We start from the raw sequence: 21,313 nt of genomic DNA on the forward strand, positions 1-21,313 counted from the left end.
AGTGATCAGAGCTGACGTGTGGGAGACCTGGCAACCCTCATCACCTCCGGCGGCGGCCTTGGCGCGCTGGTCGCCATCATCGGCTACTTGCTCGGCTCCAACCGGACCGACCGCAAGGAGTACCAAGAGGCGATCGACCGCGCGGAGAAGCGCGCAGACGACGCGGAGAAGCGCACCGACACCGCCGATGCACGGTGTGAGGCCCTACAGCAAGCGGTCGACGAGGCCCGGACCGCTCGGCGCACTGCCGAAGACCGGGCCGACTTGCTCGCCCGCGAGCTGGCCCGGTGCCGCTGCGAGCCTGAGCGGAGGATTCCGTGACCGATGAGACTCGCCGGCTTCGTCGCCGGATGCACAACCGCCAGCGCCGGAAGGTGCTGATCGTCGCTCTGTCCTCTGGCGCTCTCGCGGCGGCCCTCGGATGGGGCGTCGCATCGGTCGGCCAGCGAGCCGACCACGAACAGCGCCGGGCAGATTCCGCCGTGTCCGGCGCTGAGGCCCTGTGCGATCAGGTCCGCCAGCTCGGCGGCACCTGCGTTGTCGACCCCGCCGACTTGCGCGGCGCGGACGGCCCGCCCGGTCCCGAGGGGCCCGCTGGCCGCCCGGGGCCCGTCGGCTCGCCCGGTTTAAACGGGGCGGACGGGGCGGCCGGCAAGCCTGGCCCCTCCGGCTCGCCCGGCGCGAACGGCAAGGCCGGGGCGGACGGGGCGGCCGGAGACGCCGGCCCCACCGGTCCCGCCGGTCCGCCCGGTCCCGCCGGCCCGTCCGGGCCTCCCGGTGCCGCTGGCGAGGCCGGCCCCGCCGGACCGCAGTGCCCCACCGGCACCGCCCCGGACACCGTCACTGTCGTCACGGCCGACGGCGTGAAGACCATCCACACCTGCACCGAATCCTGAAAGGCCCGCCCGTGAACCGTCAGCCCATCGTCAACCGCGCCGCCATCGTGTCTGTCGTAACCGCCATCGTCGCCATCCTCGCCTCCTTCGGCGTGGCGGTGCCCGACGATGTCCGCCTGGCGGTGGTCGAGCTGGTCGCCATCGCCGCCCCGTTCGCCGTGGCGTACTGGGCCCGCCGCCACACCACGCCCGTAGACGACCCGCAGGACGCCAACGGGTCGCCCCTGGTCCCGGCCGAAGCCGCAGCTACCGAGCCCGATGGCGGGGCCGGGGCGGGCAGCTACTCGCCCGAGGCGGACGACTACGAGCCTGAGCACGCCGCCTGAGCGCCGCCATTCGCCCCGCCCCTGGGTCCGTCCGGGTGCGGGGCGTTTCGGCGTTTCTGGGGCGGCTCGCAGCTGTAGCCGTGGCGGGTGAGGCGGAGGGCGGGGCGGTGTGGCAGACGCCCGCCCCGGAAATTGGCCTGAACAGCCTTGGCACTACTGGCCGACTCGCCCTGTGTCCGATTCACCGACACAAGGGAGGGCGGCCCCGTGGCCGACTACTTCATCGTTGACGAGCCGTTCCGGTTCGGCCGGACGAGCCTCGCCGGCTCGACCCGCGCTGACGCGATCCGCCGCGCCGAGCAGATCCTTCGGGCCGCCGGAGTGAAGTTCGATCTCGTCCCGCGTCACCCGGAATGGAAGGCCGGAGACGTGGTCGTCGTCTTCTACGGCCCGAACCGTGCCCCGTACACCTACGTTCGCGGCAAGGAGACGTGGCCGGCCGACGGTGGCCGCGAGCCGAAGACTGACGCCTTCATCAACAAGCTGTACGACGAGGGCCGCGTGAAGCCGCTGCTTCAGGCCGGGGGCGTGCCGTTCGTGTCGGGCCGCCTGTGACGCGCACGATTGTCGGCATGGTCGGCAGGGCCCGCGCCGGGAAGGACTCGGTAGCGGGCCGGCTGGTCGACCGGTATGGCTTCGTCCGCTACGCCTTCGCCGATGAGCTGAAGCGCGCCGCCCTGGCCCTGGACCCGATCGTTACCCCGGTCGACACGGTCGCCGGCTCCGTGCGGCTCTCCGAGCTGGTCGCGCTCGTCGGCTGGGAAGCCGCAAAGGAGCACCGCGAGGTGCGCCGGCTGCTTCAGCATTACGGCGTCGCCATCCGCGACATCGAGCCGGACTTCTGGGTGCGTGCCGTCATGCGACACGTCGAGCGGGAGCCGCGTCCGGTCGTGATCACCGACGTGCGCTTCCCTAACGAAGCCGGCGCGATCGAGGCTGTCGGGGGCGTTCTCGTCCGGGTGATCCGTCCCGGTCAGGACGAATCCGACCAGCACGTCAGCGAAACGGCGCTACGTGACTGCTCGACCGATTTCGAGCTGACCAACGATGGGGACTTTCACTCTCTGCTGAAGAAGGTTGACAACCTGGCACCACATCTGTAACTCAGGTCACGGGTAGAAGATCACCACTAGGCCCCTGTCACGGTCCGGCATACGCTGGCCCGATGGCAGGGGCCTTTTGGCGTATTGCGCCTACCCGACCATGGGTAAGAGAGCGCCTGCGACACGCCAGCAGAACCGGACAGCGAAAGTCGACTCACGCGGCTACGCTGTCCGAGCACATCCGCCGACAGACGGGACGGTAGGGCAAATGCCAGCCGACACCACGCGTGACCAGCTTGCGAAATCGCTTGTCCGCGCGCTGAAAGCCCTCAGAAACGTCCGGCCGGAGGACAAGGCGAAGCGTACGGAGTTGTTCCGGCACGTCGCCGACTGCACCTTCTCACTCCGCGAGTTCTTCCTAGTCGACGGCGAGCCCGACTGGTCGGGCCGGAGCTGGGCGTACCGCGAGTTCCTGCGCGAGCGCTACACGGAGGCCGGCTACAGCCGCGAGGAATCGCAGGCCGTGCAGCCGACGATCCGCTATCACGTCTCGGTCCTGGTCCGGCAGCGGCTAGAGCCCGAGCAGGTGCGCAACCTGGGTCTACGCACGGAAGACGTGCTCGGCCGGCAGAAGGAGCAGCGCGAGGCCCGGAAGGCGCTGCTCGACGTGGCGCGCGGGGGCGGCGCGAACCCCGACCCGGGGCGGACGGTGGCCGCCGCGAACCTCATGCTTCAGCCCCTGGACGCCGGCACGATCCGCTCACTGAGCGAAGAGGAGCGCGGGCAGGTGCGGACGCTGCTGGCGCGACTGGCGCGGCAGGTGGCGGAGCTGAGCGCGGCGGCCGACGCCGGCTGACGCAATGACCGTAGTTTCGTCATTTCCCTATCCTTCTTCTAGTCGTCTACCTCTCTATAAGCACTAATAAGGAATGACGAAACTTTCGCCATAGCGTCACCCGCCGGCCCTACCGCCGGCCCCGATAGCCCGTCAGGCCCTCACCGGCCCGGCGGGCGTTTTCGTGCCCGCGAACCCTGAACAGCTCCCCGCGTACTGGCCGACTTGCCCTGTGTCCGAGACACGCGGCACGAAAGGCCAGCGAGTGACTACACCCAAGGTCAACACCATCAGCCGGGGCGGTTCCCGGTTCTACGTCAACCCCGAGACGGGCGCGAAGGCCCCGGGCGTCACCTCCGTGATCGGGATGCTCCCGAAGCCCTTCCTTCAGCACTGGGCCGCGAAGGTCGTTGCAACCTACGCCGTCGAAAACCTCGGGGACATCGTCGGCATCGCACTCCGCGGTGACCAGGCCGGCGCGATCGACTACCTGAAGGGCGCACCGCGCCGGGACACGGCGAAGGCCGCCGAGACGGGCACCGCCGCGCACGACCTCTTCGAGCGCATCGCCAAGGGCGAGACGGTCGGCCGGGTGCACCCGGAGTACAAGCCGTTCGTCGACCACTTCGAGGCGTTCCTGAAGGAGTTCAAGCCCGAGATCGTCTTCCAAGAGGAGACGGTGTGGAGCGAGGCGCACGACTACGCCGGCTCTTTCGACGCCTACGCGATCATCGACGGTGAGCGCGTGTGGCTCGACTGGAAGACCACCCGCAGCGGCGTGCATCCCGAAGTCGCTATCCAGCTCGCCGCCTACCGCCACGCCGACTACATCATCCGGCCCGACGGCTCCCGCGTGCCACTTCCTGGCGCGGACGGGGGCGCGGTGCTCCACGTGCGGCCCGAGGGCTGGTCGTTCGTCCCGGTGCGCTGCGATGCCGAGGTCTTCGAGGTCTTCAAGGTGCTCCGGCAAATCTTCGATTGGGACAAGGCCGGCAAAGAGCAGGTCATCGGCGACGCCCTGAACAAGGCCCCGTCGTCCGGCCTCACCAAGCGCCGCACCGCCGCCCCGCGCCGCCCGGCGGTGGCCCGATGATCGAGAACGCCGAGCGCGACGACATCGTTTGGCTTGCCGGCCTGCTGGAAGGCGAGGGCGCTTTCGACCTGCACCGGGACCGCTATCCGCGCGTCCGGGTGGCGATGACTGACCGGGACGTGGTCGGCCGCGCCGCGACGCTCTTCGGGGTGTCCGTGCGCCTGAAGCTGAACCCGCCGCCGAATCAGGCCACCTGGCACGCCGAGGCGTCCGGCCCGAAGGCCGAAGCCGTCATGCGGGCGATCCTGCCGCACATGGGCGCGCGGCGCTCGCAGCGCATCGCGTCGATCCTCGGCCACGCCCCGAAGACGGCGAAGGTCACCGTTTCGATCTACCGCCCGCCGGGCCTGCCGCTGGGTCGGTCGTGAGCATCCATGAGGACTGCGCGTACTGGGGCCTGACATGGCGGCAGTGCGGCAGGTACCACCTCCGCCTAGCCCGGTACTACGGCGATCAGGCTTCAGCGCGGGCCGCAGAAGCCGAGCGCTTCAGCCGGCTCGCGTCGCGGCTCTTGTGGGTCGCTGCCGCCGTTCAGGCGCTCGCGCTCGCGGCGCTGATTCTCCGCCTGGTTCTCAGGTGAACAGCGCGAACACCGCTGGCCGACTTGCTCACTGACACCACTTCGGCGCGGCTGATCCCCCCGCCACACAACGGAAGGAGGCCCGTACGTGGGCCTGCGTATCTGGGAGACCGACCCCGAGGCCGAGCCGAAGCCCCGGCAGTCCTTCGCGAACGACCTCGTCGGCCGCTTCCGCAGCGGCTACCAGGTCAACGGCCGCCCGGCCAGCCTGGAAAAGTGGCGGGTGACGACCGGTGACCCGGAGGTCGCCAACGAAGTCCGCCAGCTCTTCGGTGGCGACAAACCGCAGCAGTGGGAGACACAGGGTGAGGACAACTTGGAGGTCTTCACCGACTCCCCGAAGGTGAAGATCGTCCTTGACGGTCCGACGGCGATCCGGCAAGAGATGGTCCTCTGGGGCCGCTCAGGCGCGATCCGCCGCTGCGACGGCATGGAGCAGACCGGCGTCGACAAGGACGACGACGCCAAGGGCCGGCCGTGCGAGTGCCCGGCCTCCTACGCCGACCGCAAGGCGGCAGCGAAGAAGGGCACCGGGTGCACGCCTTCAACCACGCTCTACTTCACGCTCGCCGACGCCCCCGAGCTGGGCAAGTTCCGCTTCAACTCGGGTAGCTGGTCGCTGGTCCGCGACATCGTGACCGCCGAAGCGCGGCTCGCCGAGATCGACGGGCCGGCCGTGGCCTACCTCGGCTTGGAGGTGGTCGAGTTCGAGGCCGGCGGGCAGAAGCGGATCTTCACGAAGCCCGTCGTAGACGTGCTCGGCCCGCTGAAGGACACCGAGCCGCCCTTCTAATCCTGGTGCGTGATACGTAGCGCGCACCCCTGATACCGGCCCCGGGGGCGGCGAGACATCGAGTCCGCCGGCCTCGGGGCCTCTCACGTTTGGAGCCCTCTTGACCGTCACCGTCCACGTCCGCGACAACCTCGGCCGCGAGCTGCCCGGCCCCGCCGACCTCCACGCCATCGGCCCTGGCGAGTTCGTCGTGATCTCCGGGGAGCACAAGCCCGACGACCTCGGCCCGTGGGCCGGAGCTATCGGCATGGCCGTCCTTCGCGGCGTGCGAATCGAGCGCGTGTGAGCGCGAACAAGGCGAAGGGAACCGCCTTCGAGACGCTGTGCGTGCGAGCCCTGAACGCCGTCGGCATCGCCGCGTACCGGCCCGCGCAGGCCGGCGCGAAGGACACCGGCGACCTTCACGGGCTGTCCCCGTGGGTCGGCCAGAACAAGGCTTACAAATCCTGGGAAGAGGCGATCCGGCTCGGCCTCGACGGCGCGGAGAAACAGCGTGTAAACGCTCGCGAGTCGTACGGGGTGGCCTTCGTCAAGCGGGTCCGCCGCTCGGTCGGCGACGCCTACGCCGTCCAGACCTTCGCGACCTGGGCCCGCGTCTGCGTCCGCCTTCGGCGTGCTGAAGCGCTGCTCGCCTCTCACGCGCCCGAGGCGTACGCCCGGCACGTCGAGCTGACCGCCGACGAGCTGGCCCGGCCCTTCCCGCTCGGCACGGAGAAGCCGCAGTGAGGCCGCCGCTCGGGTGCTTCTACTGCGGCGTAGAGGAGCGCCAGCACTGCCAGCTCTGGCACCCCGTGGCTGGCTGGCACGGCTGGAAAGAGCCGACCCGGACGCAGATAGCAACCCGCCTGCGCGCCCGCCTGGACGTGCCGTACGCCGTCGGTGACCAGGTCCGCATCCTGCCCGATCCCGGCCCGAACCACGGAAGCCCGTTCGCCGCTGGCGGCGTCGGTGTCGTCGTGTCCGTGCACGTCTACCCGCCCGAGGCCGGCCCGACCCTCTTCGAGGTCAAGCCCCTGGGCCGGGCCTCGCATCCCTACAGCGCTGACCGTCTCGCGCCGACCTGAACACCTTCCCGACTACTGGCCGACTCGCCTCCCGACACCAACGGAAGGACACCCCTTGACCCTGGACGACTTTCTAGGCCGATTCCCCGAGGTCGTCGACGAGCGCGACGGCTGGCTTGTCCCGTGCCCGGCGCACGCCGACTCTCACCCGTCGCTTCGGGTGGCCGTCTCGACCGCCGGTAAGACCCTGCTGAAGTGCCGCGCCGGCTGCGGCACCGACAAGGTCCTGAAGGCCCTCGGCCTGTCGTTCGGCGACCTGGACGACATCGAGCCCGGCGAGGTGAAGGCCCGCGCCACGTCGACCGACACCCCGGCGAGCCCTGCTGCGGTGGCCGCGCTGGCGGCCGACCTGGACCGCTGGGCGGCGAACCTGCTCACGGGCGGGGACGAGGCCGCCGCGTACGCCCGGGACCGCTTCGGCCTGGACGAGAGCGACCTCTCCCGGCTCGGCCTCGGCTACGCCGTGGGCCTGGGCGGCGGGCCGCGCCTGGTTGTGCCGTTCCGCGACGAGCAGGGCGTACCGCGCGGCTACCAGGCCCGCGCCCTGGACCCGGCCGCCAAGGTGCGCTGGCTCGGGGCGAAGAGCCCGGAGGGCGAGAGCTGGACCAAGCTCGCCTGGTTCCCGTCCGCGACCGGATGGCCCGAGGTCGTCGTCACGGAGGGCCCCGGCGACGGACTGACCGCGTCCGCTGCGGGCTATGACACGATCGCTGTGCGTGGTGCCGGCTTGGCGGCGACCGTGGCCGAGGACATCGCGCGCATGGTCGGCAGTCGCCCCGTCGTCATCTGCGGCGACGCGGACCCCGCTGGGGACGGCTTCGCCCGCGTGCTGGCCGCCGGCCTGGCGAAGCTGGGCGTTCCGGTGCGCAAGGTCCGCCCGCCGCGCGACGGCGACGACCTGACCGACTGGCGGGGCCGCAACCCCGACGCGTTCGCGGCCGACTTCATCCGGTCCGTAGCGGCGGCCCCGTCGCTGTCCGGTGTGGCCGTGCGGGTGGACGCCTGGACGGATGCGGACCTGACCGAGGTCGCGTCGGCCCGCCGGCTGAAGGAGCATTTCGAGGCCGCCGGCTCCGGCGTCCGCTACTCCCCCGAGGCGGGTTTCTTCATCCTCGCGGGCGGCGTGTGGCGACCGGACAAGCTGGACGAGGTCCGCACGGCCGCGCAAGAGGTCGCCGGCTCGATCTGGGCCGAAGCCGCCGAGCTGGCCGCCGAGCTGGACGCTATCGAGGGGGCGGGCGACCCGGCGGGCGAGGCGAAGAAACTCCGGGCGCGAGTCGGCAAGCTGAAGGCGTTCGCGAAGAACGCGAACAGCTCCAAGGGCATCGACGCCATGGTGCGCGAGCTGAAGGCCCTCCGGGGCGTGGCCGCCGACCTGGAATCGTTCGACAAGCACCATCACCTGCTCGCCTGCCGAAACGGCGTGGTCAACCTGCGTACCGGCCAGCTCGGGCCGCACGACCCCGATCTGTTGCTGACCCGGCGCGTTGACCTGGACTACGACCCGGCCGCGACCGCGCCCCGGTGGGAAGCCTTCCTCCGCGAGGTCTTCCCGCACGCCCGGCACGCCGGCCTGCCCGACTACATGCGCCGGCTCGTCGGCTATGGAATCACCGGCCAGACCGACGAACAGGCGTTCGCGGTGCTCTGGGGCACGGGTGCCAATGGCAAGTCGGTCTTCACGGACACACTGACGGAGGTCTTCCGCGAGCTGACCGTGACGACGCCCTTCAGCACGTTCGAGGAGAAGTCGAGCGGCGGCATCCCGAACGACCTCGCGGCGCTGAAGGGTGCCCGCCTGGTCTTCGCTGCCGAGGGTGAGCAGGGCCGCCCGATGGCTGAGGCGGTGCTGAAGCGGGTCACGGGTCGCGACTCGATCTCGGCCCGGTTCATGCGCAAGGAGTTCTTCGAGTTCCGCCCGACGTTCCTCCTGATGCTGGCGACCAACTTCAAGCCGCAGTTTCGCGGGCAGGATGAGGGCCTGTGGCGGCGGGTGAAGCTGATCCCCTGGGAGCGTTATTTCGCGCCGTCCGAGCGGGATCACAAGCTCGGCGAGAAGCTGCTTGCCGAGGCGGCCGGCATCCTGGCGTGGGCCGTGCGCGGGGCGCAGGAATGGTATCGGGACGGCCTGGGCGACCCGCCCGCCATCGTCAACGCGACGAAGGAATACCGGCAGACCAGCGACGCCCTTACCGGCCTGCTGCCCGGCGTCTTCGTCATGGACTCCGACGGCAAGGTCACCGGCAAGCTCGTCTGGGACGCATACCAGCAGTGGGCCGACGACGAGAACCTGCCGGCTAAGGAGCGCTGGACGCGGCGGGCGTTCTTCGCGGCGCTGGAAGAGCGCGGGGCGGTCAAGAAGAAGGAGGCCGCCGGCATCGTCTTTCTCGGCCTGCGGCGGGCCCGGCAGACGGACGCGGTTGACGACCATGCCCCGGAATTTCCGGACGAAGAGCGAACAGCGGATAGCCCGCTGGCCGACTCGTCTAGTGACGTCCCGAGTTCCGGCCCCTCGCTGGACGACATCTTCTAGGAGCCCTGCCTTGGAACGAAAGCCCTACCTAGTCGCCGTGTCCGGCGAGGATGTCGCCGAGTCGACCTTCCTCCTAACCGCCGCCGAGGCCGACGCCTTCGCCTTCGTGGCCGCGACGCTAGCCGAGGTTCACAACCGGCCCGGTACGCCCCTCCTGAGCATCGAGGAGGCGGCGTGACCACACCGGCCGAGGACTGCGGCGTGACTGGTGGGTGCCAGGCGTGCCCGCTCTTCACCGCGAACGTCTGCGGTGACCCTGCGCCCGAGGCGGCGTGCCCGCCTCCGACAGAGCTGACGGGGATGTGGGAGCCGGCCGACTTCCTCGGCGGTGCGCCGGACGAGGTCCGTCCGCCGGCTGTCGACCCGGACGCCCCGGACGTCGACCCGAACGAGCCGCGCCCCGAGGGTGCCGGCTGCTGCGGCGGTGCCTGCGCCGGCTGACCTTCCCCGACCCGCCCGAAGGGCCGCTCTCCCGCGACGGAGGGCGGCCCTTCCCGCTACCCGAAAGGAGCCTTCGTGCTGACTCTGACTCACGAGGTGGCCGGGGAGACGTGCGCAATCCACTTCCCCGAGCGGGCCGCCGACCTGATGGGCTTCGAGGCGTTCATTGCCGGCCCTGACAAGGTGCTCGCGGTCGACACCGAAACGACCGGCCTTGACATCTACTCCCCCGGGCACCGCCTGCGCCTGGTGCAGATCGGCAACTCGCGTGAGGCGTGGGTACTGCAAGCCGACCTTTTCGCCGCGCACATCCGGCGAGCGCTGGCCCGGCCCCGGCACTACGTCTTTCACAACTTCACCTATGACGCCCTGGTGCTCGACCGGCACCTAGGCATTCCGCTGGAAGACCTCGGGGCCCGGTCGTTCGACACCCGCGTAGCCGCGCACCTGCTCGATCCGCGCGCCCCGCAGGAAGGCGGTATCGGCCTCTCGCTGAAGCCGCTCAGCGCGGTCTACGTCGACCCGAACGCGGTCGACACGGCCGACGGGCTCACCGCGGTCTTCCGGTCGCTCGGCTTCACGAAGGCTACCGGCTTCGCCCGCATCCCCATCGACCACGAAACGTATGTGCGCTACGCCGGCCTGGACGTCGTCTACACACACCGGCTCTTCCGGGAGCTGGGCCCGATGGTGCGCGATGTTGGCCTGGACCACCTGAGCCGCTTCGAGCTGCACCTTCAGGTGCTTCTCGCGATCCTTCAGCGGCGCGGGATGCGGTTGGACATCCCCTACGTCGAGAAGTTGCGCGCGGACCTGCTGGCCGAGGCCGACCAGTTTAAACAGGTCGCCCGCCGCTACGGGGTGGAGAACGTCAACAGCACCGCGCAGGTCGCGACGGCGCTTCAGGCCATGGGCGAAGAGCTGACCGAGACGACCGCCAGCGGTGCCGCGAAGGTCGATAAGGGCGTGCTCTTGCCGCTGGCGGATCTCAACCTTCAGTGGGAGCGCACCGAGTCACGCACGCCGAACCCGCTCGCCGACGCGGTCGTGCGAAGCAAGCGCTCGGAAAAGTGGGCGACCGCCTACGCGGATGCCTTCTTGGAGCTGCGCGACTCGGAAGACCGACTACACCCGTCGATTGGCGCCCTTCAGGCCCGGACGGCGCGCATGTCGGTGTCCCGGCCTCCGCTTCAGCAGCTCCCGTCGTCGGACTGGCGGGTACGGCGGGCGTTCATCCCGGACCCGGGACAGAGCATCATCGCGGCCGACTACCAGGCCGTAGAGATGCGCGTGCTCGCGGCGCTGTCCGGCGACGAGACGATGATCAAGGCGATTGCGGACGGCGTTGACCTGCACAGCTTCACGGCTGAGAAGGTCTTCGGCCCCGACTTCACCAAGCAACACCGGAAGATCGCGAAGGCCGTCGGCTTCGGCAAGGTCTACGGGGGTGGCGCGACAACGATCGCACGGCAGACCGGCGCGGACATGGAGTCCGTCCGGGGCGCGCTGGCGGCGTACGACGCGACCTTCCCGGGGATCAAGCGCTACTCGCGCCGGCTGGTCAACCGGGCGGAATACGGCCGCAAGGAGGTCGTGACCCCGGCGGGCCGGCATCTCCCGCTCGACCGTGACCGGCTCTACGCGGCGACGAACTACGTCGTCCAGTCGACGGCGCGGGACCTGCTGGCGCAGGCCATCGTCGACATCTTCGATGCCGGCCTGGGCGATCACCTGCTGCTGCCCGTGCATGACGAGCTGATCGCGCAGGCCCCGGAGGCGGACGCCGAAGAGGTTATCCGCGAGATCGGCCGCGTGATGGAGAGCGACTTCTACGGCGTCCGCATCGCAAGTGACCCTGAGGTGGTCGGGGCGTCGTGGGGCGCAGCGTACGGGGCTCCGTTCTGACCCTGCGTGACCACGCATGAGACAACTGACACCCGGAGGGATTCGGCATGAAGCCGGCTGATTTGGACATGGACCGTGACGCGGTTCGCATGGTCGACCTGGTCACCGCAGTGAGGGACGAGCTGGCGGCGCTGGAAGGCGTTCTACCTGCGGCGATGGATGCGCAGTGGACCTCAGCCCCGGTCGCTCGGCCGAGGGAGGACACGGCCGAACGGATGAAGAATCGGAGGAGTGAGCCTACGGCGGACATCACTCTTGATCCGCATCGCTTGCAACTCCGTGACCAGGTAGTACGCTCTGGCCACACCCTTAACAGGGCCTTAATTGCTCTGCGGCAAGTTCGCCAGGGCGTCGAGCAGGCGTTGACGCCATGGCACGGGGAGGACATCGAACATGGTTAGTGGGTCCTGGGGTGATCTCCGAGAAGTCCCGTTGACGGGACTCCGGCCGCTATGCGTGTACCTCGCTGGGCCGTCCACGGGCACGCCGGAGGAGCGTCGAGCGCGCTTCAGCGCGGCTTACGACTCGCTGACCGCCGACGGACACTCGGTCATTGCTCCGGGCTGGGTCCACCCGGACACGGCCGACGCCCGGGAGCTACTGTCTGTAGTGGAGGACGACATGGCGTCGCTTGCCGCGTCCGATCTACTGGTGACCCTGCCGGGCTCTGATCACCTCTGGGAAGTCGTCGCCGCATCCGCTCTAGGCGTCCCGCGCGTGCCCTTCACTGCCGCTCTGCCCGATTCTCTTACCGCATGACCTAGCTGGGAAAACGAAGGCCCCGGGATTTCCCCCCGGGGCCTTTGTCCTGTTCGTGCCTCCCTCGTATCGGACTCTCTCACTCCCTGCCCGCTGCACTTGCGTGAGTCGACTCGCGCGTCTTAAGTTCTCCTTAACGCGGGTTTTCCCGAACACCTGTTCGACTACTGCCAGTGACACCCGGCGGGCTTCTCACACCCTTTGGAGGGTAACTATGTCCGCTTTCAATGCGCTTTGGACTGTTCCGGCCGTCCGCCTGACCGTCGCCGAGGAGGTTGCCGCCATCGCTGCAGCGAAGAAGGGCGACAGTGAGGCTCAGCTTCGGCTCTTCACCGCGTACGTCCCGGCGCTGAACTCGGCCGCCGCGCAGTACGCCGCGCTGCTGTCCCTGGACGATGCCCGGCAGACCGCGCTTCTCGGGTTCCTGGAAGTCATCGCGGCGCACGACCCAGAGAAGTCGGACCGCCTGGCCGGCAAGATGCGCGTGCGTCTTCACGACGCGATGACCGAGGCCGCGTCGGACGCTTCTAACGGCTTCACGGTGCCGGCGCGCACGCTGCGGCGGTTCTTCAACGTCATGAAGGCCGCGAACGGGGACGTTGCCGAGGCCGCGCGCATCGCTCCGACTTTCGAGCTGGCGACGGATCGGTTCTATGACGTGCTCGCCGCCGTCCGGGCGGACGAGTCCCTTGATCTGGAAGTAGAGATCAACGGGGGCGACGCCGCGACGACGGTCGTCGGAGAGGTAACCGGGCCGCGCGAGATCGCCGATGCGGAAGACCGCGTGCTGGTGGACCTCGCCTTCCGGGCTGTGAACGACTTCGAGGCCGACGTGTGCCGACTGGCCTACGGCTTCGCGGAGTACGACACCGTCCCGGACGCGGAGATTGGGCACCGCCTCGGCGGCTTCGGCCGGCTGAAGATTCAGCGCACCCGCACGCGGGCCCTGGACAAGATGCGCGTCGCGCTTGGTGCGTGAGTCGTATCGCGCAAGTCGGGGTCGGGGTGCCTGAACACCTCGGCCCCGACTGGCCGACTTGCCCAACGTCCCACACATCACGGAAGGAAACGCCCAATGGACCTCTTCGACGCCGACATCGTCCGCACCCCCGAGGCACGCGAGGAGTACGACCTGATGACCTTCGAGGAGCGGGACGAGCTGGACGCCGCCCACGCCGACCGGATGCGCGAGGAGCTGACCGGTCTTCCCGCCCGGCCCGGGACGCGTCGGTGAGGCTCTGGGCCCGACTCCGGACGTACTGGCGCGAACGGCGCGAGGCTGCGGAGGTGCCTACCGGGTGGGAGTCACCCGAGGCCCGCGCCGAGCTGGCCGCCATCGTCCGGGAGATCACCGGGGAACACCGCACGGTGGGCGTTGCCCCTATCCCCTACCGCAGCCGGCACGCCGCCGAGGGCGAGGCAGAGCGCACCGAGGATTACGCCCCGCGCCGGGACGGCTCGCAGTCGATGGAGAACACCGGCTTTCTCCTGACGTACCCGGCGCTGTACCGCGAGCGCTATCGGCAACCGCTGCGGCAGTGGCGGGCCGAGCTGGAAGACGAGCCGTGGGGATTTACCCGTGACTACGACGCGCGCTGACTTCGCTCTGTATGTGGACGAGCTGACCGGGTGCGAGTGCGGGCCCTGCCGGGCGACCGGCCCGGGTGCGCTGGCGATCCGGCTCGGGATGCTCCGGGCCGGCGCGCACCGCCGGGTGACGCTCGCAGAGCACGCCGCAGAGGCCCGCGAGGTGAAGGCCGGCCGCCTGGCCTACCTTCGTGCCTCCGGTGCCTCTGCGGCTCACCTGGCGGCAGCGGAGCGCGGCTACGCGAAATATGCGGGCTACATGCGGGATGGCATCGGGGCCGGCCTGACGCCGGACACCCCGGGCCGTTGGTCGACCCCGCGCGTGTCGACTCGCGGACTTGCGTGATACGACTCGCGCAAGTACGGTCGTTTACACGCACCCCGGACAGCGAAGGAGCCCCCGATGACGACGACCTACGGCACCCGCGAGGAATGGCTGACCGCAGCCGTCGAGGCCATGCGCCCGCTCTTCGCGGAGGTGGGCGAGACGATCCCGACCGTGCGCGTGTCGGTCGGCTGGCCCGGCGGCAAGGGCAAGAAGAACGCCACGATCGGGCAGTGCTGGCCGACCGGCCTCGCCGGTGACAAGGTCGCGCAGATTTTCATCTCGCCCGTGCTGGACAAGCCGGCCGACATCCTCGCGACGCTCGCGCATGAGCTGGTGCACGCAGTGGACGACTGCGCGAACCAGCACAAGGGCCGCTTCGTGAAGATCGCGAAGGCCATCGGCCTCACGGGCAAGATGACCGCCACCGTCGCGGGTGACGAGCTGGCCGGGCGGCTGGCCGCGATCGCGAAGACCCTAGGCGACTTCCCGCATGGCCGGCTGAGCCTGGTCAGCGGCAGCGAGAAGAAGCAGTCAACCCGGATGATCAAGTGCGAGTGCGGTGACTGCGGCTACACCGCGCGGACAACCCGGAAATGGCTCGACGAGTACGGAGCCCCGATCTGCCCCTGCAACAAAGAGCCGATGGGCGTCGCGTGAGCGGCGCGGAAGGAGCACGAATGACGGAACAGACGACCGTGAGCGCCTTGGAGGTGGGCGCGCGAATCCTGGTCGACGCCTCCCCCGGGCCGGTCGCGCTGGCGAAGACGACGGACTTCGTACAGGTCGCCGCAGTGACCGCGCTCTACAAGGCCGGGCGCAAGCGGGGCGTCGTGACCGACCTCGGCGAGATCATCGCCGGGCCAACGACACGGGTTTTCCTCGCCGCCACGCCCACACCGGAGGAGGTCACCGCGGACTCCCCCGACCCGGACCCGCTCCCCGCGCCGGCTGGCATCGTCTGGGCCTCGGTAAGCCTGAACGCCGCCGGCCGCGTGACGCCCGGAAGCGAGATCACCGCAGGCGACCGCACCGGCCCCGTACCGCCGGCCGCCGCCGACGGCGCTACGGACGCCCCGTCCCGGCTGGCCGCCGCGCTGGCGGCGATCGGCTACGAGCCGGCCGGCCGGTGGGCGTTGAAGAACGGCGCGGCTACCTGCCCCGTGCGGCCGATCCACCCCTGACGCAAGGCCCCGTGACCTGGATTTCCTCCGGGCGCGGGGCCTTCGTGTTGCGCGAGCCGACTCACGCATGTACTCTCGTTTATACACCGCCGGAAACCACGCAAGGAGCACGCCGTGACGACCACCTACTACGCCGCCACCGCCCACCAGCGCCTGATGTTCCGGGCCGTGGACGCGATCTACGACGGCTTGGAGGCCGGCGAGGGTCTGCGCACCGTCACCGCCCGCGTCGCCGTGGACCTGGCGAACGAAGCGATTGCCGCTGGCGCGACCCGCGCAGAGGGCTTGGAGATCGGCCGCGAGGTCTGCGCCGTGGCGCTCGACATTCAGCGCGACCTGATGGCCCGCCGCCCGGCTTCGGCTGCCTGAAGCCCCTCCCATCCCGAAAGGACAGTCCGTGACCCTCGCCCCGACCGCGACCGCCGTCAACCGCTACGGCGTCGAAATCGTGCCCGGCCCCTACCTCGCCTCCGTCGGCGTATGCCAGTGGTGCGCGCAGCCCGTCGCGATGGACGCGGAGAACGACCTGTACCGCTCCGCGACGACCGGCCGCGCGATGTGCTCGCCTGAAGACCGGGGCGCGACGTGCGTCGTCAAGGGCTACGCGGCGCACGGCATCGACCCGCTCTCGCTGAAAGATCACGACTTCCGCTGCTCGTGTCAGCGCTCGATCGTCCACATTCCGGCCGCAGGGTCGCAAGCCCCGTACCCACACCCGGACCGCATCCCCGAGCACTGCGGCCAGCCCGCCCGGCTAACCCTGGACGCCTGGGTCTGCCGACACGTCGAGTTCACCTGGCCGAAGCCCGGCAAGCGCGGCACCGGCCGCCCGACCCGTCGCGCCTGCGGCTGGACCGTCCCGACCTCGGCCGCCTGAAGCCTCTCCCCTATCTCCCGAAAGGACACCTCGTGAAGCTCCGCATCATCCGTGACTTCCTTGGCGCGCTCGCCGACGCCGTCCGCCCCGAGACGCCGGCCGCCCGCGAGATCCGCGAGCGCGAAGAGCTAAAGGCCCGGCTTCGCACCGGCCAGAACGGAGGCGTGAAGTGAAGGCGACGGGGCGCGGCTGGGCCTACTTCGGCGCGATCCTCGGCGGCGCGCTGTCCGTCGCGGCGAACGTCGCACACTCCTACATCGCTGGCGATCCGTCTTGGCTGAAGGTCGTCTTCTCGGTCGCGTGGCCGGTCCTACTCTTCGTCGGTATCGAGGTCTTAGCGCGGGTCGCCTTCCCGAAGGGTGCCGGCTACGCGCTGCTGCGGTTCGTCGGCGTGGGCCTGGTCGCCCTGGTCGCCGCGATCGTGTCCTACCGGCACCTGTCCGGCCTGTTCGCGCACTACGGCGAAGACGCGGTGACGGTCGTCCTGGGCCCGGTGGCGATTGACGGCCTGCTGGCTGTCTGCTCGGCCGCGATGATCCTCACCGCCCGGAAGCGGGCACTCGCTGCGGCCGACCCCGCGCAGGCCCCGATGCGTGAGACGACCCCCGCAACCCCTGATGAGGGGCCCGAGGAGCGCCCGCAACCCCCGGCCCCTACCGAGGACACCCCCGAGCCCGTCCAGCCCGCCGTAGACCCTCTCCCGACCCCCGCGCCGGCCGTTGTCCCGGCGATGACTGAGGCCCCGGCCGAGCCAAACACGCCGGACATCCTGACGACCGCCGTCGCGATCCCGCCGGCCCCGTCGGGCGGCCGTCCGGCGACGCAAACTCGCGCGCTGGCCGAGCTGCTAAAGACGGAGAACCCCGACCGGACGCAGCAGCACATCGCGACGATGCTCGGCATGTCCCGATGGGCCTTGCGCGACGCGTTGAAGGCCACCGCCCCGAGGCCGTCGAGCCCGCCGAAGTTGGAGCTTGTCAGCACTGACGCGTGACCAACGTCGAGAGCGCCCGCCCTGGACTCCCCCGGGGCGGGCGTTTTCGTTTCGATACTTGCGCGAGTCGACTCACGCATCTAGTCTGATCTCAACGCCGGAACGCCGGCCCTACCGAAGGAGCCACCCATGACCGCCACCGTCACCGCCGCCGACATCCGGGCCGCCAAGGCTTCCGCTGCCCGCGCCGCCGCGAACCTCTCGGATGGCGAGCTGGCGCACGCCGTGACCGTCGTCCGCCGCCTGGTAAGCGAGAACCTGGCTTACGACTGGGCCGCCGAGGTTCTGGCCGCCGAGGTCGCCCGTCGCAAGCCGGCCGTCCTCGGTGACCGGGTCGAGATCATCGACGGTGAGGGCCTGTCGGGCGAGGTGGTCGAGACGTTCGCCGAGTGGGTCGCCGTCGACCTGGGCGGGTACGAGCCGCGCTGCTTCCGTCAGAAGCAGGTGCGGCGGGTCGTCTGACCCGCTCGGCCGCAGGCCCCGCCCCGGACTCCCCGGGTGCGGGGCTTTTTGCTGTATGCCCGACTTTCCATGTGCGTCTGTAGGTATCTCCGTGGGCAGCGGCCTGCTGCACATCGAGGCGCCGCCGGAGCACCTGGTGATGAGCGGCGGCCTGTTCCACGGCCTGCAGCTCTGGGTCAACCTGCCCCGGGTGGCCAAGATGAGTGCCCCGCGCTACCAGGACATCCGCGGCCGGGAGTCGGCGCTGCTGACCACGCCGGACGGCGGCGGCCTGATCCGGGTGATCGCCGGTGCGGTCGCCGGGCACCGGGGTCCGGGCTCGACCCACACCCCGATCACCATCGCGCACGTGACGTTGCAGCCCGGCGCGGAGCTGAGCCTGCCCTGGCGGGCCGACTTCAACGCGCTGGTCTACGTGCTCGCCGGCCGGGGCACGGTGGGCACCGACCGGCAGCCGATCCGGCTCGGCCAGCTCGCCGTGCACGGGCCCGGCGACGCGCTGCGGATCACCGCCGACCGCACGCAGGACGGCAACACCCCGACGTTGGAGCTGTATCTCATGGGCGGGCAACCGATCCGTGAGCCGGTGGCGCACTACGGCCCGTTCGTGATGAACACCCGGGCCGAGCTGATCCAGGCGGTGGAGGACTTCCAGGCCGGCCGGCTCGGGGTGGTTCCGAGCGGGCGGGTGCCGCACAGCGACGGCCCGGGCGACCGCCCCTGACCCGGTGGAGAACGCCCGGGCGCTCCGGTTCGCCGGTGCGCCCGGGCGGCTCAGGAGACGGCGAAGATCCCGGCCACCCCGAGGATCACCATCAACAGGACCGCCACCAGCGCACCCCGCTCCCCCTCCACCGCCCGGTCGCGGCCGTCGGTCACGGTGTTCGTCGTCTCGGCGGGCATGTCGGTGCCTCCTTGAGTTTCGGGGTCCAGGGGTCCGGGGTACCCCAGGCGCATGCCACCGCCGCCGACCTGCTGCGTCGTGGTGCGGGGCCCGACCGGGGGTCCTACCGTGTGAGGACGTCATCGACCTCGGGAGGATGGAAACGTGACCTTGCGGGACTGGTTTCTCACCGCACAGGAACGCGCCAACCCGAGGTCCGAGTTACCCGTCTGGACCGATGGAAACCTCGTCGAGCCGCTCATTCACGGCGCCGCGTACTTCGACCGGCTGGTCAGCGAGGTGGAGGCACTGCGCGCCGGTGACCACCTGTTCTTCACCGACTGGCGCGGCGACCCGGACGAGCTGATGCGTCCGGACGGGCCGACCGTGGTCCAACTCTTCGCCCGGGCCGCCCAGCGCGGGGTGATCGTCAAGGGGCTGATCTGGCGCTCCCACCTCGACCCCCTCTCCTACAGCGAGGCGGAGAACCGCGACCTCAGCGAGACGCTCCGCGCGGCCGGCGGTGAGGTGCTGCTCGACCAGCGGGTCCGGCGCGGCGGCTCGCACCACCAGAAGCTGGTGGTGCTGCGCCGCCCCGACGACCCGAGCCGGGACGTCGCGTTCGCCGGCGGCATCGACCTGTGCCACAGCCGCCGGGACGACGCCACGCACGCCGGCGACCCGCAGGCGGTGGGCATGTCCCCCCGGTACGGCCCGACCCCACCCTGGCACGACGTGCAGCTCGCGCTGCGCGGCCCGGTGGTCGGCGCGCTCGACACCACGTTCCGCGAGCGGTGGACCGACCCGATGCCGCTGGACTCGGAGAACCCGTTCGCCTACCTGCGGGACCGGATGCGCGACTCGGACCTCACCCCGGACCCGCTGCCCGCGCAGCCGGCCGACCCGCCGCCGCTCGGCCCGCACCACGTGCAGGTGCTGCGCACCTACCCGGCGGTCCGCCCGCGCTACTCGTTCGCCCCGGACGGCGAGCGCACCGTGGCCCGCGGCTACACCAAGGCGGTCCGCCGGGCCCGGCGGCTGATCTACCTGGAGGACCAGTACCTCTGGTCCACCGAGGTGGCCGAGCTGTTCGCCCAGGCCCTGCGCGAGCATCCGGAACTGCACCTGGTGGCCGTGGTGCCCCGGCATCCCGACGTAGACGGCCGGCTGGCGCTGCCGCCGAACATGGTGGGCCGCGAGCAGGCGCTGTCACTGTGCCAACGGGCCGCTCCGGCACGGGTGCACGTCTTCGACGTGGAGAACCACGAGGGAAACCCGGTCTACGTGCATGCCAAGGTCTGCGTGGTGGACGACGTCTGGACCAGCGTGGGCAGCGACAACTTCAACCGCCGCTCCTGGACCCACGACAGCGAGCTGTCCTGCGCCGTGCTCGACGACACCCGCGACGAGCGGGCGCCCGTCGACCCGGCCGGGCTGGGCGACGGCGCCCGCGTCTTCGCCCGCGACCTGCGACTGCGGCTGTGGCGCGAGCACCTGGACCGCGATCCGGACGGCGCGCAGGACGACGACCTGCTGGACCCGGCGGACGCGGTGGCGGCGATCGACGCGGCGGCCGAGGCACTCGACCGCTGGCACGCCGGCGGTCGCGTCGGACCCCGTCCGCCCGGCCGGTTGCGGCCGCACCGCCCCGAACGACTGCCCTGGCGTACGCGGGTCTGGGCACTGCCGGCGTACCGGCTCGTCTACGACCCGGACGGCAGGCCGCTGCGGGCCCGGCGCGCCGGCACCTGGTGACCCGGCTTCGGCTCGACCGGTAATTCCGGTCGGGCCGGGTAGGCGAAGGACACCCGGGGTGAGTAGAACCCCCAGCAGACGTGCAGCGGGTTGGCCGGGCGCAGCGCGTAGACCGGGTGCTCGGGCACCAGGAACTCCACCGACTCCACCTCGAACGGCGAGACCGGCTCGGCCACGTACGGATAGTCGGTGACGACCAGTTCCCCGTCGCGGCGGGTGAGGTAGCGGTGGTGGCCGCTGTGGGCCGCGGTGCCGGTGTCACCGGCCCGGGCGGTGACCCGGATCAGCGGCCGGCCGTCGGCCCAGGTTTCCGCGGTGAGTCGGCCGCCCCGCAGCTCGAGCCGCGTCACGCCCTCCGTGGCGGGGGCGCCACGGGCGGCGGCGTACTGCCGGACCCGGGTGCTCGACGCCAGGTAGTGCGCCCACCAGCCGCCCGGGGTCTCCCCGTCCGGTGGCGCCATGCCCGCCAGTGAGACGCCCAGGTAGGTCAGCGAGTAGGCGCCGAAGCCCGAGGTCTGCGTCTCGTCGTCGACCACGTACTGGCAGGAGAAGACCTGCCGCTCCGGATGCGGGCAGAGCGCGGCGGGAACCAACGCCGCGGCCGCGTCGGGGTCCGCCGGAAGCCAGCTGAACAGCAGCGTCCGGGCGTTGATGACGAGTTGCGGCGCGGCGGGATCCAGCACGGTGCCTCCGTAGACGTGTCCACACGGACGCTACGGGCGGTCCCATCGGCGGGACAACGACAGAAAGTCGACAGTGCCCGCCACCTGTCGGGTTCTCCCTTGACCGTTCGGCGGACCATCTGCGCCGATTATGCTCTCGTTCAGGGTTTTTCTAACCTGATGCACCTTAAGTGCATCGTACTTTCGGCTGGCTTTTTTTCGACCGAACAGGTTACGGTTGCTCCCGAACGGACCACTTAAACATGAACCTAAGCGTCTCTTCTTTTTTCTCCGCGGACGAGGTGCAGGGAGGACC

31 protein-coding genes and 1 pseudogene are annotated in these 21,313 nt (G+C 70.4%); 30 read left to right on the forward strand and 2 right to left on the reverse strand.

Annotation, left to right across the window (positions count from 1 at the left end; translation table 11 throughout):
* Positions 1-18 precede the first annotated feature (18 nt).
* The 29 genes and pseudogenes from O7618_RS14380 to O7618_RS14520 all read left to right on the forward strand — a co-directional run.
* Positions 19-321 carry a hypothetical protein gene (locus O7618_RS14380; protein ID WP_278106593.1) on the forward strand — a complete coding sequence of 101 codons (303 nt, stop codon included), beginning with the start codon at positions 19-21 and terminating at the stop codon, positions 319-321.
* Positions 318-896 (forward strand): hypothetical protein, encoded by a 579-nt coding sequence (locus O7618_RS14385; protein WP_278106594.1) that lies wholly within the window; start codon positions 318-320, stop codon positions 894-896. Before O7618_RS14380 ends, O7618_RS14385 begins: the two co-directional genes overlap by 4 nt.
* A gap of 11 nt (positions 897-907) precedes the next feature.
* On the forward strand, positions 908-1,222 hold the full coding sequence (locus O7618_RS14390) for a hypothetical protein (RefSeq protein ID WP_278106596.1): 315 nt from the start codon (positions 908-910) through the stop codon (positions 1,220-1,222).
* Between the two features lie 207 nt (positions 1,223-1,429).
* Entirely contained in the window at positions 1,430-1,777 is a 348-nt protein-coding gene (locus O7618_RS14395; protein WP_278106597.1) for a hypothetical protein, read from the forward strand.
* 17 nt (positions 1,778-1,794) lie between these two features.
* Positions 1,795-2,325 carry a hypothetical protein gene (locus tag O7618_RS14400; protein WP_278106598.1) on the forward strand — a complete coding sequence of 177 codons (531 nt, stop codon included), beginning with the start codon at positions 1,795-1,797 and terminating at the stop codon, positions 2,323-2,325.
* Between the two features lie 208 nt (positions 2,326-2,533).
* Positions 2,534-3,121, forward strand: coding sequence for a hypothetical protein (locus tag O7618_RS14405; protein WP_278106599.1), 588 nt, complete (start codon positions 2,534-2,536; stop codon positions 3,119-3,121).
* Between the two features lie 211 nt (positions 3,122-3,332).
* Positions 3,333-4,193 (forward strand): hypothetical protein, encoded by an 861-nt coding sequence (locus tag O7618_RS14410; protein ID WP_278106600.1) that lies wholly within the window; start codon positions 3,333-3,335, stop codon positions 4,191-4,193.
* A complete protein-coding gene (locus O7618_RS14415; protein WP_278106601.1) occupies positions 4,190-4,561 on the forward strand; it encodes a hypothetical protein in 372 nt (123 codons plus the stop codon). Before O7618_RS14410 ends, O7618_RS14415 begins: the two co-directional genes overlap by 4 nt.
* A gap of 300 nt (positions 4,562-4,861) precedes the next feature.
* Positions 4,862-5,566 carry a hypothetical protein gene (locus O7618_RS14420; RefSeq protein ID WP_278106602.1) on the forward strand — a complete coding sequence of 235 codons (705 nt, stop codon included), beginning with the start codon at positions 4,862-4,864 and terminating at the stop codon, positions 5,564-5,566.
* A gap of 100 nt (positions 5,567-5,666) precedes the next feature.
* Positions 5,667-5,852: a hypothetical protein gene (locus O7618_RS14425; protein WP_278106603.1), complete on the forward strand. Its 186-nt coding sequence runs from the start codon at positions 5,667-5,669 to the stop codon at positions 5,850-5,852.
* Positions 5,849-6,292: a hypothetical protein gene (locus O7618_RS14430; RefSeq protein WP_278106604.1), complete on the forward strand. Its 444-nt coding sequence runs from the start codon at positions 5,849-5,851 to the stop codon at positions 6,290-6,292. The genes O7618_RS14425 and O7618_RS14430 overlap by 4 nt, the downstream gene beginning before the upstream one ends.
* A complete protein-coding gene (locus O7618_RS14435) occupies positions 6,289-6,630 on the forward strand; it encodes a hypothetical protein (protein WP_278106605.1) in 342 nt (113 codons plus the stop codon). The genes O7618_RS14430 and O7618_RS14435 overlap by 4 nt, the downstream gene beginning before the upstream one ends.
* Before the next feature lie 55 nt (positions 6,631-6,685).
* Complete coding sequence (locus O7618_RS14440) at positions 6,686-9,163, forward strand: phage/plasmid primase, P4 family (protein ID WP_278106606.1); 2,478 nt, start codon at positions 6,686-6,688, stop codon at positions 9,161-9,163.
* A 10-nt stretch (positions 9,164-9,173) separates the two neighbouring features.
* Positions 9,174-9,341 carry a hypothetical protein gene (locus O7618_RS14445; RefSeq protein WP_278106607.1) on the forward strand — a complete coding sequence of 56 codons (168 nt, stop codon included), beginning with the start codon at positions 9,174-9,176 and terminating at the stop codon, positions 9,339-9,341.
* 122 nt (positions 9,342-9,463) lie between these two features.
* Positions 9,464-9,604: a hypothetical protein gene (locus O7618_RS14450; RefSeq protein ID WP_278106608.1), complete on the forward strand. Its 141-nt coding sequence runs from the start codon at positions 9,464-9,466 to the stop codon at positions 9,602-9,604.
* 75 nt (positions 9,605-9,679) lie between these two features.
* On the forward strand, positions 9,680-11,509 hold the full coding sequence (locus tag O7618_RS14455) for a DNA polymerase (RefSeq protein ID WP_278106609.1): 1,830 nt from the start codon (positions 9,680-9,682) through the stop codon (positions 11,507-11,509).
* A 47-nt stretch (positions 11,510-11,556) separates the two neighbouring features.
* Positions 11,557-11,910, forward strand: a complete 354-nt coding sequence (locus O7618_RS14460) for a hypothetical protein (protein WP_278106610.1) — start codon at positions 11,557-11,559, stop codon at positions 11,908-11,910.
* Between the two features lie 572 nt (positions 11,911-12,482).
* Positions 12,483-13,247 (forward strand): hypothetical protein, encoded by a 765-nt coding sequence (locus O7618_RS14465; RefSeq protein ID WP_278106611.1) that lies wholly within the window; start codon positions 12,483-12,485, stop codon positions 13,245-13,247.
* A gap of 96 nt (positions 13,248-13,343) precedes the next feature.
* Positions 13,344-13,502, forward strand: coding sequence for a hypothetical protein (locus tag O7618_RS14470; RefSeq protein WP_278106612.1), 159 nt, complete (start codon positions 13,344-13,346; stop codon positions 13,500-13,502).
* Positions 13,503-13,555: 53 nt separating this feature from the next.
* Entirely contained in the window at positions 13,556-13,867 is a 312-nt protein-coding gene (locus tag O7618_RS14475) for a hypothetical protein (protein ID WP_278106613.1), read from the forward strand.
* Positions 13,868-13,880: 13 nt separating this feature from the next.
* Positions 13,881-14,201, forward strand: a complete 321-nt coding sequence (locus O7618_RS14480; protein WP_278106614.1) for a hypothetical protein — start codon at positions 13,881-13,883, stop codon at positions 14,199-14,201.
* Between the two features lie 57 nt (positions 14,202-14,258).
* Positions 14,259-14,840: a SprT-like domain-containing protein gene (locus tag O7618_RS14485; protein WP_278106615.1), complete on the forward strand. Its 582-nt coding sequence runs from the start codon at positions 14,259-14,261 to the stop codon at positions 14,838-14,840.
* Between the two features lie 20 nt (positions 14,841-14,860).
* The gene (locus O7618_RS14490) at positions 14,861-15,364 is read left to right on the forward strand and encodes a hypothetical protein (RefSeq protein ID WP_278106616.1); all 504 of its coding nucleotides are present in this window, start codon (positions 14,861-14,863) and stop codon (positions 15,362-15,364) included.
* 114 nt (positions 15,365-15,478) lie between these two features.
* Positions 15,479-15,733 (forward strand): hypothetical protein, encoded by a 255-nt coding sequence (locus tag O7618_RS14495; RefSeq protein WP_278106617.1) that lies wholly within the window; start codon positions 15,479-15,481, stop codon positions 15,731-15,733.
* Between the two features lie 28 nt (positions 15,734-15,761).
* The gene (locus O7618_RS14500) at positions 15,762-16,241 is read left to right on the forward strand and encodes a hypothetical protein (RefSeq protein ID WP_278106618.1); all 480 of its coding nucleotides are present in this window, start codon (positions 15,762-15,764) and stop codon (positions 16,239-16,241) included.
* Between the two features lie 32 nt (positions 16,242-16,273).
* The gene (locus O7618_RS14505) at positions 16,274-16,414 is read left to right on the forward strand and encodes a hypothetical protein (RefSeq protein WP_278106619.1); all 141 of its coding nucleotides are present in this window, start codon (positions 16,274-16,276) and stop codon (positions 16,412-16,414) included.
* On the forward strand, positions 16,411-17,235 hold the full coding sequence (locus O7618_RS14510) for a hypothetical protein (protein ID WP_278106620.1): 825 nt from the start codon (positions 16,411-16,413) through the stop codon (positions 17,233-17,235). The genes O7618_RS14505 and O7618_RS14510 overlap by 4 nt, the downstream gene beginning before the upstream one ends.
* 129 nt (positions 17,236-17,364) lie before the next feature.
* Complete coding sequence (locus O7618_RS14515) at positions 17,365-17,697, forward strand: hypothetical protein (RefSeq protein WP_278106621.1); 333 nt, start codon at positions 17,365-17,367, stop codon at positions 17,695-17,697.
* Positions 17,698-17,782: 85 nt separating this feature from the next.
* Positions 17,783-18,421 (forward strand): annotated as a pseudogene (locus O7618_RS14520) (pirin-like C-terminal cupin domain-containing protein); the annotation flags it as partial.
* A 50-nt stretch (positions 18,422-18,471) separates the two neighbouring features.
* Here the strand turns inward: O7618_RS14520 and O7618_RS14525 are convergent.
* A complete protein-coding gene (locus tag O7618_RS14525) occupies positions 18,472-18,600 on the reverse strand; it encodes a hypothetical protein (RefSeq protein ID WP_278106622.1) in 129 nt (42 codons plus the stop codon).
* 145 nt (positions 18,601-18,745) lie between these two features.
* Between O7618_RS14525 and O7618_RS14530 the strand changes: the two genes are divergently transcribed.
* Positions 18,746-20,335, forward strand: coding sequence for a phospholipase D-like domain-containing protein (locus O7618_RS14530; RefSeq protein WP_278106623.1), 1,590 nt, complete (start codon positions 18,746-18,748; stop codon positions 20,333-20,335).
* On the opposite strand, the gene O7618_RS14535 is transcribed toward O7618_RS14530, so the two are convergent.
* Positions 20,284-21,018, reverse strand: a complete 735-nt coding sequence (locus tag O7618_RS14535) for a hypothetical protein (protein WP_278106624.1) — start codon at positions 21,016-21,018, stop codon at positions 20,284-20,286. The genes O7618_RS14530 and O7618_RS14535 overlap by 52 nt on opposite strands.
* Between the last annotated feature and the right edge of the window lie 295 nt (positions 21,019-21,313).

Origin of the sequence: Micromonospora sp. WMMD980, assembly GCF_029626035.1 — a bacterium.
Taxonomy (GTDB): domain Bacteria; phylum Actinomycetota; class Actinomycetes; order Mycobacteriales; family Micromonosporaceae; genus Micromonospora.